The organism is Ruegeria sp. C11, assembly GCF_056537725.1.
On record NZ_JBQFSB010000014.1, the window covers coordinates 75,353 to 85,406 of the forward strand.

The following is a 10,054-nucleotide window of genomic DNA, read 5'->3' on the forward strand; positions in this document are numbered from 1 at the left end:
GCGTTCAGTCCCGGCATCAATGAGCTCTGGCACGAAGGAAAAAGCGCTTCATCACAAGTGTCATCGGCTTTTCGACAAAAGAGAACATCAGGCATCCCGCTAAAACGCTGCAAACCAGACACATCAATGAGAGGATATCGGAATTGATGGGCAGCAAGACAACAGACGACACTTTGTAGAATGCGGGAATGGTCAGTATCTGGACAAGATACACACTGTAAGACGCATCTCCCAGATAAGTCAGAAATCTGTTTTTGATTTGCTTTGTGAACAGCAATCCGAAAACAATAAGAAAAGACGGGATACCCCAAATAATCACGCGATTAGATTGGTTGAAATCTGTATCACCCATCAAAGAAAGAGACAAAAGCGCAAATCCGATCAGGAATATTGCAAACCCTGATTTTTCCCCCACCTTAAATCCATTGTTGTAAATATACGCAATCGCCATGCCAAAAATAAATTCCATGGAAATAAAGTCACCGGAAATAGTGGAAACGGCCATCAAAACGCAGGTTACCAGCAAGAAAATGTGGCCCCATGACTTAATCAGCAATGACAAGCCAAAAATCAGATAAAACAGCATCTCCCATTCCAGCGTCCATCCCACATACACAATCGGAGGGCCGCCGGTCAAAAGCAGTGAGGTAAATGTGAATGATGACAGGATCGTCAATGGGGACATTTCCATCGACCTGAAAACCCCCGGAGCAGAAAAATATATTGCAATAACAAATAGTGTAATCAGCCAGTATATCGGGACAATACGCAAGACACGAGATTCAAGAAACTCACCTACACTTCGCCGCCTTTGCATTTGCGTGTGCAGCATGACGAAACCCGATATCACAAAAAATATATCGACACCATTTGCACCCCACCCGGACAGAAAGTGCAGAAGGTCCGTGCCCTGCCCGTATGCCGAAGAGGTTTTTATGACATGGAGAAAAACCACGTTAATAGCAGCAAAGGCCCGTAATACTTGAATATTGTTGATCATTTAACTTTCAAGAAACCCTGCCAATTACTACCCCGCAAACACTACCATCCGATCAGATTTTCGCCTACCCAAAAACCCAGTCGGTGTTTGCATCCTGGAACATCCGCGAGACATTCGGCAGTGCTGCAAACAAGTCATATATATTGTCTATCTTGCCCCCAAGCACTGAATATAATCCCGGCACTGAGTGGTGCGCGTGCAAAAAAATCGGCCGGCCATCATCAAACTCATTCATTTCCAGCACGGATTTGGTGGTGAACAAAGACTTTTTCAGTTGGGCATCCTTCATCAAAGGAAGGTATCGCTCGGAATCCTTGACCATGTGGCGCCACCTGGAGCGCGGCTGAATCTTCTCTGGCGTGCTGGAAATCACCCCATCATCGTACCGCCACGAAAAATGAGGCGTGTATCGAACGTGGGTAAGGGAATAGCAGCCCTCGGCAGGAAACGGCATGACTGAAAAGAACGGGCCATCCATTACAGTTACACCGAGTTGAGACAGTTCTTCGGGTGTTTCAATCAAGACCACCTCGGTCAGCTCATTTTTGGCCTTCATCGCGTCATGCGGGGCGGGTCGCCCCAGATGATTGAGGCGTGCATAAGTGGCATTGAAAGCGGCATCTGCGAAATGAGTCTGGCCATCTGCCAATGTGATCTGCAGTCCGCCACCTTCTGCTGGCTGGGCAGAAACAACTTCTGCTCCTCTGCGAATGTCGATTTGCGCTTTAAGCATGCGCTCCTCAACGATGTCCCTTAACTTGAAAGCGTCGAATGCAAATTCATCACACTGGAACACATCCTCAATCATGTCGTTTGCAAAAAGCGCCTTTTGTGCCGGAGAGGCCGGGCGGATTGGTGTGCCCATATGACTGAACATCTGAAAGAATCTTGCGGCGCTGGTATTGGAGTTTCGTCGGGAAATTGCATATAGCATCTGAAAATCTTCGACGATCGCATCACTGAAATCGTTCATGAAGCGGCGATAAAGTATGGTAGATCGCTTGGCGGTGGCAAAGCTTCTGGGATAGTGGAACCCGACGTGGACACGAGCCTGATTCACAAATGAAGCCTGCGTGAAAAGCTCCGTTTCACGTTCAAACAACGTTACATTCTTCGACAGACTTCGAAGATAAAGCGCAATGCAAGCGCCATAGAACCCTCCACCTATTACTATGAAACGCAGGCTCATGCGCACCTCAATTCCTGGGGTGGTACTGGCGCGTCAAAGTGCGCCAAAGAACAACCAACAGATCCCGGTACCCTTTGACGCTTGAGATCTTCGTGGGAACTTTCTGACCTTTTGGATAGCTTCGGGTGGTCGGAATCTCTTTGACCTTCATATCAAGCTGAGAGGCGCGCACAGAAAGATATGCCAACAGCTCATAGTCTTGAAACACATCGCGAAACGGGGCTACGCGCGGGTCCGTCAAGTATCTCCGGCTGTAGGCCCGGAACCCCTGAGTTGTGTCCGTCAGCCAGTGACGGGCCGCCAAAGACAAAACCGGCGCATGAATTAGCCTGATTGCCATCAACCGCAATATGGGGGTGTTTATTCCCTTGCCCTGCCTGAGAAACCTGGACGCCTGCGCATAATCAACCCCGCCATCGAGGGCCGCAGAAAATTCCGGAATACTCTCGACCGAGTCTTTGTCGTTTCCGTCAATGGTAATGATGCCCTCATACCCTTCCAGCAAGGCCCATGCGTATGCCATGCGTAGCTGTGCCGACAGTTTCCCCGCTGCAGTCTTGATCAGCAGCGCACGCATCCCCAATTCGGCCAGCATCTTTTCGTCGGTTGAGCCATCCGTCGAGCCGCCATCGGCCAACACGGTGTCGTATTCAGCCAGCAGGCCCGATGCCTGCATCTTTCCCAGCTGCGCATGGATGCGCTCTCCTTCGTTTATGACCGGGATAATCACGACGTACCGGCTTTTTCTGGGACCAAACAGCACTGTCTGGTGTTCAGGTATCTCCCAGTCTGAATGCAGCTTGGTCATGATTGAGCCAACCAATATTGCGCAAGTTCAGCACAGCGCGAAATGACAGCGCCAGTGTCTTTTTCAGGTCGGCGCATTTCAACGGTCGCTATCCCGGAATACCCTGCGCTCTGAACAGCAGCCAGCACGCGGCCCGGAAACGGATCCTTCTCGTCGAGAGGGGCAAGATGAGGTCGGCTAAGATGCAAATGCCGGATCAGGTGCGCGTGTTTGGCGATCTCGCTCTCGGTGTCTCCCGCCATTGCCATGTTACCCGTGTCTACAACGAGGCCCACAGCGGGGTGATCGACCTGCCTCACGACCTCGGCAGCTTCCTCAAGATTGACCATGAAATCGCAACCATAGTCCAACGCATTGGCTTCAATGCAGAATACTGTGCCGGCATGCGCAGCAATTTCACCTACTTCGCGAAAAACAGGGGCTGCCAAAGCGCATGCTTCGGAGAAGCTGAGTTGCCCTTTAAGCCTGTTCTTCGGAGATCCGAAAACCAGCGGACCGGCTCCCAATCCGCTGGCAAAACCAATAATTTGCCTAAGATAGTCCGTCAGCTCCCGCCTTTGATCATCGGTGCCGAACAAATGCAGATCATGGCGACCGTAAAGCAAGGCCTGCATACTGCGTATCGGCAATCCGGCGGCAGCCCAATGTTCCCGTAAACTCTGAATTTCCCGGGGAGTTGCAGCCAAAGGTGCGTGGTGCAAGCGAGCCGGGGCGACCTCGATGGCTGCGATCCCCGTTTTCGTAAGAACATCCGAAACTAATGCATCTTCATCCACATTCCAGGCAATATTTGAGAACGCAAGCTGCATTAAGTTTTCCAATCCCGGGAAAAATCCCGAATCCGGCCGAGTGTTTCCATTGAATTTTCCAGATACACCCCGGACCGGCCCCACAGCGCCGCATATGCAGTCTGCATGTCGTACCGGACCGGCTCACCGGACGTCATTTCCCGGGCTTTTTCACCAGTGATGCATTCAAAAACTTCCGCCACCGAAACCGGCTCTGTCGCGATGTTTATCAAGGGGTGCCCGGACGACAAAATAGTCGTCATGTCACTACGGAGACGCCTCAGATCGTAAAACTGAAATGTGGACTTCGCATGCAATCCGGAAACATCCCGGTTTTCCAGCAAATCAAATATCAGGTTCTTTTTAAGACCTCTCCCAAACAGCCCCGGCAAGCGTATGATAACCGCCTTTTCCCCAAATCTGTCTTTGACAAACTCTTCAACCCGGTACCTGTGAAGCCCGTAGGGATGTAACCCATCCGTCGATATCGCGCTGTTTTCATTCACGTTTTCCGCATTCTTGTATACGTCCACCGTAGAAATCAAAACGAAACGCTCTGCCTCGACATCCGCCAGAACATTCAGAAGGTTTTCAATCCCCTCCCAATCTTCCTTCGGATTTTTATTCGACCACCATTTAACGGCCTGAACTCCGGCACAAAAAACCTCGGAAAAACGCTTTCCTCGTGCCTCATGGATATTTTTTGAATTGTACCGGACGTCAATTTCACTCCCGTCAATATTTGAGCCCACAAATCCAGAGTAACCAATGAGTGCCCGCATCTTTATTTTCCGTTATCCACGATTTCGATATTGAGGTTGGATGCCTGCGCAAATAAATCCGAATTGTTTATTTCCAGTGCAGGCGTCTCCCCCACCCGGGACTGGGAGGATCGAAGCAATCGCAGCATGCCAATCGACATCGCCGCCAGAACGCCAAAATTGGCCGCAAACAATACGGACAGGACCAATGACAAAGAGGTCCACCCGGCGGAAACGTCATCCAGCAACACCCAGACGAACAATGCATAGATCGTGTAGGACAGGCTGAACAGGCAGAGAACCATGGTGAACAGCGCAACGCCGACCAGCAATCTGGGTGCTGCTGTTGAAACAAGATAGGCAACTATTTGTGTCTTTCGCCTTAGCGCATCAAGACGCCGGAGATCATGATCCTCCGAGGTTGAAATACGCGCCTCACGGAACTGATCACTGAGCGTCACCAGACGGAAATATCGAAAGAGTCCGCCACCATCAGTGATACGGGCGGCGGCCGACCGGCTAAGGCAGAGTGCCCGCAACACATCGGTTTCTATCTGCCTGCCCAGAAACGCAAACAGAGAGAGTTGAATGCATTTCAGTATCATACGGCTTGGGAAATAGCCTTTGGTTACCGGCGAAACCGATTTCACGATCTCAAAATTTCCGTTCAGGCATTCGTCAAGAAGCGTTTCTATGGACCGGATGGAGACCGACTGCGTTGCGTCGCAATAGATAATATCTCCTATGGACAGAGAGAGACCCTGGTAAATCAATTCATCATACTGGTGCCTGTTCTGAAAAACTATGCAGCGCAAATTCTCCACGCCGCTCACATTTTCTTTGATTTTTCTCAACCAGGCGGCACCCGGCGCGGCGGCCAAAAGCAGAACTTCCGCGAATTCAAATTTTCGCACGATATAATCGGACACCATTTTGAGAGCTGAAATATCCTCAGCGGCATTTCCTTCGGAAATCAATATGAACGAGACCAGATTCTCTTTTTGCGCAACAACAATATCGGAGGCTTTGGCTGTTGATCGGGGACGGAGATCAGAAGTCATTTTCATTCTCCACAGGTTCTGTCAGCAGGGCGGAAAACACTCTTTTTCCCGGCGCCCCCTCCAGTTGAACAGAATTTCTCTCTGTCTGACTACCCTGCATGTTCAGCCTCCTAATAGGGACTTGGAAATCCGAGATCTTCATGAGTTACATGCAAGACCGGTCGGTCGGGAAATGCGGACATGACTGCCTGGTTGCTGTCCTCTCCCAGATCTTTGGCAAACACTGGCCGGTCGGGAGAAAGAAACGGGTCGTTCAAAAATATTGCCGAACCGTGATTACCTACACCTTCGGAATAAAATACAAGCGGAGCCGGTTCGTTGTTTGCCGAGGTCAACTGCAGATTTCGAAAGTGCCCATGGTACCCGCGATGGTGATGGTACCGCGTTGCCCCGCGATAGCTCAGGAAGACGGTCGCGCTAACAAGAGACAATATGACCACGCACCAAAGCAGCCCCGTTCCGCCATTGTCGATTTCAAATTGCTTCAACCGTTCTGAAATCTCCTGCAGCCCACGAACTGTGAAATACACAAGAGGCAACAGCCCGACATACCAGTATCTGGGGCCAATAAAGTAACTACCAGAAAACCAATAGAAAAAGTAGGCCGTGAAAACTGCTGTCAAAAGTACGGCCATCGCATAATCCGCGCGGGCCGGCCGGCTCCATATCCAAAAAAACCAAAAGAAGGCTAATGATCCAATACCCCAGCCGAACAAATCGGTATGCAAAGAGTTGAAGTTGTTCAGCGTGTTGATTGATGCCTCGTAAACTGAATGGCCTGGCGTAATCAGTTCCATTTCCCCAAAACCAGAGGGTGGTCCGATCTCTGGCCCAAACCCAAGCCGGTTCGCAAACCCTTCCCTGACCCAGGTTTGTTCAAAATACTCTGCCATTGGCGCCGCCAGCGGATCGCCTGTCATCAAGTAATTGTATGGAAACACTAACCCCCCGATGAGTGCGCACCCCGCACAATAGGGTAAAAGCACGGTCAGGTAGCGCGCGCGTCCAAGCCCGGCAATCAGAACAATCCCCGTGGAAATCCCCACAGCCAGCCCATCAAGAGGCCGGGTCAGAAAGACCCACCCCATGGAAGCCCCTGCGCAAAGTGCAAAAAGCCAGGACATTCCAGCAGTACGTCGATACGCACTTAACAGCAAACGCCATGCAAGTAACACCAGAACACAGACAATCGGATGTGTCATCAGGCTTGCCGACATGGCGATAACCCACGGCGAAGTTGCAACCAGAAAACTACTCAACCGGGCGTAGCGGTCTTCGAACAGCTCACTGGCTATCGCATACGTCAACATAACTAGGACTGCGCCCATCAACGGATTTATCAGCCACGGAATCCCCGCCAACACACCAACCGAGAGCACCGCTGGCCAACCCGGAGCCAACACGGAAAACCATCGGCCGTCATGTGATGAAATCTGGAAATGATCGAAGGCTGGCCTGACTTCCGGTGGCAGCGCCTCGACCCAAAGAGCGCCGCCGGCATAGGTCTGCGCCTGAAACATATACGATACTTCGTCGGAAACATGCGCGATCCTCTCAAACGAAAACCAACACAGAAAAGCGCTTAAAACAAATGTGAACAGCGCTTGCAAACGGACATCCAGCAAATAGTCCAGAAGGCGCAGGTTGCGATTGCCGGGCAGGCAAATGGCGATTGCGCATACCGTCGTGAAATTCGCCACCAGTACCATTGAGTACAGTCCAATCTGCACAAAATATTCCTGTAACTCCCCCAGCCTCAGAAAGTTCAGTATCGAGACAGAGAATCCGGCGCTCAACAAGACAAAGACCGTTAGCCGAATTGTCCCCAGGCTCGACAGGAACCTGCCGATTTTCACCTCACCATAATGGCGCGAAACAATCACCCAGGAACCAAACAGTTGCATCGCGATCAGAATATACATCGCGAGTTGAACCGGGGACTGAGGGGGGAAAATCAGCTCGTTGTACCAAAGTGGAACAGAAACATAGAGTTGGGCAGAATTCCCCAACAACAGCAGGAAAACCGAAAGCGCGAATGCCATTGTGGTCTGAATCAGCAAGACACCAAAAACTAATAAAGACACTCCGACACTTGCCAGAAACCACTCTCTGAGGTTCCCACCGAACAATTCAGTAATGAATACAATGCCTAAGAATGCCAGGCCAATCGCCATCAGCGCGGCACCCATATTTTTCCGAGCCCGCCCTGACGGATTGTTTGAAACACAGGAAGTTGAAAAAAATCTAAACAACCGACGTATCACTTTTACACACACTCAAAACCTTAGCACTAATTCTCCGATATCCTAAGTTCAGTTTCTAAAAGCCCTTTGAGACTGGCTGCGCGATTTTCTTTTCCGCCTCCAACCCGACCACCGGCCTCTTGCCGTGCACAACGGGAACGACCGAAGAATCGGCCAGCCCCGGACTCGGTCCACAAACGTGTCATGAGCTGACCAGACGGCACACTTGGCCTCCGGTCAAAAATATCCCTTCAGCTTGCGGGCGCGCTTCATGTTGGACGGGAGCGATATGGCAGCCCTCGCCAGTCTGGCCAGTGACCGCATTCCCGGAATCACCTTGAGCGCGGCCATGCCCTTTGATGCTTTCAACAAGTTTTCGTAGGCTTGATTATCCGCATGTCTGTAATCTTTTGCCTGTAGATCCTTCCCGCCGTTACCCGTCGGAACGGATACAACGGCGGTTGCTTTCCTGTTCACTTCGAACACAACAAAGGATTCGAAAAACCGAATTCCCCAAACCCTCTTTTCAGAGGAATCTGATATTATCTGGGAAAACCGATGGTTGATGCGATCAACCATATTCATGGCATATTTGATGAATGACCGGTGCTTGAGCCCGAAACCTTCCATATACGATGTGTGGGTATCTTCGACCACAAGCAGCCCACCGTCCTTGATATGCGGCAGCAGACATTCGGTGGTGACGATTTGCTGTTCGTAGGTATGCCCCCCATCATCCAGAACGATATCGATGTCACCGACTTCCTTTGCGATCTTTTCCAGAAAGGCGGGATCGCTTTGGCTGCCTATGTAAATTTCAAAGCCTTCTTCCTCCCAACGCTTCGCGTCAGGGTTCAGTTCAACACCAATTATTCGCGCCTCAGGCCCGAAGAACTCACGCCACATGAACAAAGAGCCGCCACTCAGCACCCCGATTTCAATGAATGTGATATTCTTCCCTGCGTAAGGAGCAAAAAGCGTATCGTAAACGTCAAAGTAAGTTGAATGTTTGCTGCTGCTATACGGGCTGTTCATATACGCTTGATAGCTTTTTGAGTGCATTGGCATTCCCTCAGAATTCATTTCAGACATCCCGTAATTGAAATCGAAAAGCGAGGCTGTTTCCCATACCTCAGTTCGTGTGAGTGTTGGTGCGCGATCATGTTACGATACAAACTATCTTTCTCAATCTATCATCAGGCCACGACACGTTAGTGGCGCGCCGCTGTTGCACGGGCCTGAAATTGGTCGCCCGTACACCGGAGAGATTGCCTCAATATGTCAGGTTTGAAAAGTTTCCGGTCGCCATCAAGTTTCAGTTTGAACCCTGTTATTAAGAGCAGACGCGCCTGTGTGATCGGCTTTTCAGGTAAATGAGAACAGCACATTAAGAACGCTTGCACCAAGGTTTGCAAGCTGACAACGCGCTTGGCCAGAAAAAGCATGGGCGGGTTCCGAAGCCCGGAACCCGCCCATGTCGCGGTGATCAATCACCTGTTTTTTTGACTATTTTCGCCGTTATGCGAACAAATCGTAGTACTGATCCAGCGACCCATCAACGAACTGCACTGCATCTTCGATTGCAAAAGCGTCGACGCTGTCACCAAGGAACCAACCCTTTTCCCGGCCGCCAACGAAGTCGAAATCCGTTTCGGTTTCATCAAGCACCAGAACGCCGTCGACCGATACCTGAAGGCGATCAGATTCCTGATCAACCATCAGGGTCACCTGATGAGTTTCGCCGTCGTTCAGGCCAATATCCTTGATCTTGAACCCATCGCGGAACCCGCCATCGTTGTTGTCGACCTTAGCGACCAGATCGCCTTTTTTGTTCACCTTGAGACCGAAGTTCGAGGGATTCCAGGCAAGCCGTTCAGCACCGGTATCACCTTCGTCCCGAGCAACCGCGACCGAGAAGCAAATCTGCCCGGAATTCTGATATTCCTCCAGCAAGCCGATGCGTCCGCGACCATCCTGTTCGCTTATGTCGATCAGATTACCGGGAAGGGCCGCAACTGGCTCCTGTTCTTCTTCACCGGTATCGGGCTGCTGCTCTTCGCCAGTGTCGGGCTGCTGCTCTTCGCCAGTGTCGGGCTGCTGCTCTTCGCCAGTGTCGGGCTGCTGCTCTTCGCCAGTATCGGGCTGCTGCTCTTCGCCAGTATCGGGCTGCTGCTCTTCGCCAGTATCGGGCTGCTGCTCTTCGC

At 51.0% G+C, this 10,054-nt stretch carries 8 protein-coding genes and 1 pseudogene; all 9 read right to left on the bottom strand.

Annotated features, from left to right (window positions below):
- Positions 1 to 16 precede the first annotated feature (16 nt).
- Entirely contained in the window at positions 17 to 1,000 is a 984-nt protein-coding gene (locus tag ACR0NA_RS20120) for an acyltransferase family protein (RefSeq protein ID WP_480732096.1), read from the bottom strand.
- Between the two features lie 64 nt (positions 1,001 to 1,064).
- A complete protein-coding gene (locus ACR0NA_RS20125) occupies positions 1,065 to 2,189 on the bottom strand; it encodes an FAD-dependent oxidoreductase (RefSeq protein ID WP_480732098.1) in 1,125 nt (374 codons plus the stop codon).
- 7 nt (positions 2,190 to 2,196) lie between these two features.
- Positions 2,197 to 2,997 carry a glycosyltransferase family 2 protein gene (locus ACR0NA_RS20130; RefSeq protein WP_480732100.1) on the bottom strand — a complete coding sequence of 267 codons (801 nt, stop codon included), beginning with the start codon at positions 2,995 to 2,997 and terminating at the stop codon, positions 2,197 to 2,199.
- The gene (locus ACR0NA_RS20135) at positions 2,994 to 3,806 is read right to left on the bottom strand and encodes a sugar phosphate isomerase/epimerase family protein (protein ID WP_480732102.1); all 813 of its coding nucleotides are present in this window, start codon (positions 3,804 to 3,806) and stop codon (positions 2,994 to 2,996) included. The genes ACR0NA_RS20130 and ACR0NA_RS20135 overlap by 4 nt, the downstream gene beginning before the upstream one ends.
- Entirely contained in the window at positions 3,806 to 4,567 is a 762-nt protein-coding gene (locus tag ACR0NA_RS20140) for an NAD-dependent epimerase/dehydratase family protein (protein ID WP_480732104.1), read from the bottom strand. Before ACR0NA_RS20140 ends, ACR0NA_RS20135 begins: the two co-directional genes overlap by 1 nt.
- Before the next feature lie 2 nt (positions 4,568 to 4,569).
- Positions 4,570 to 5,607, bottom strand: a complete 1,038-nt coding sequence (locus ACR0NA_RS20145; protein ID WP_480732106.1) for a hypothetical protein — start codon at positions 5,605 to 5,607, stop codon at positions 4,570 to 4,572.
- A gap of 110 nt (positions 5,608 to 5,717) precedes the next feature.
- Positions 5,718 to 7,796 carry a glycosyltransferase family 39 protein gene (locus ACR0NA_RS20150; RefSeq protein ID WP_480732108.1) on the bottom strand — a complete coding sequence of 693 codons (2,079 nt, stop codon included), beginning with the start codon at positions 7,794 to 7,796 and terminating at the stop codon, positions 5,718 to 5,720.
- Positions 7,797 to 8,087: 291 nt separating this feature from the next.
- Positions 8,088 to 8,942, bottom strand: a complete 855-nt coding sequence (locus ACR0NA_RS20155) for a class I SAM-dependent methyltransferase (protein WP_480732110.1) — start codon at positions 8,940 to 8,942, stop codon at positions 8,088 to 8,090.
- A gap of 426 nt (positions 8,943 to 9,368) precedes the next feature.
- Positions 9,369 to 10,054, bottom strand: a pseudogene (locus ACR0NA_RS20160) (hypothetical protein); the annotation flags it as partial.

What these genes read in the sequence shown, in the direction of transcription:
- ACR0NA_RS20120 (WP_480732096.1), bottom strand. Translation starts at nt 1,000, where the DNA reads ATGATCAACAATATTCAAGTATTACGGGCCTTTGCTGCTATTAACGTG.
- ACR0NA_RS20125 (WP_480732098.1), bottom strand. Translation starts at nt 2,189, where the DNA reads ATGAGCCTGCGTTTCATAGTAATAGGTGGAGGGTTCTATGGCGCTTGC.
- ACR0NA_RS20140 (WP_480732104.1), bottom strand. Translation starts at nt 4,567, where the DNA reads ATGCGGGCACTCATTGGTTACTCTGGATTTGTGGGCTCAAATATTGAC.
- ACR0NA_RS20135 (WP_480732102.1), bottom strand. Translation starts at nt 3,806, where the DNA reads ATGCAGCTTGCGTTCTCAAATATTGCCTGGAATGTGGATGAAGATGCA.
- ACR0NA_RS20155 (WP_480732110.1), bottom strand. Translation starts at nt 8,942, where the DNA reads ATGTCTGAAATGAATTCTGAGGGAATGCCAATGCACTCAAAAAGCTAT.
- ACR0NA_RS20130 (WP_480732100.1), bottom strand. Translation starts at nt 2,997, where the DNA reads ATGACCAAGCTGCATTCAGACTGGGAGATACCTGAACACCAGACAGTG.
- ACR0NA_RS20145 (WP_480732106.1), bottom strand. Translation starts at nt 5,607, where the DNA reads ATGACTTCTGATCTCCGTCCCCGATCAACAGCCAAAGCCTCCGATATT.
- ACR0NA_RS20150 (WP_480732108.1), bottom strand. Translation starts at nt 7,796, where the DNA reads ATGGGTGCCGCGCTGATGGCGATTGGCCTGGCATTCTTAGGCATTGTA.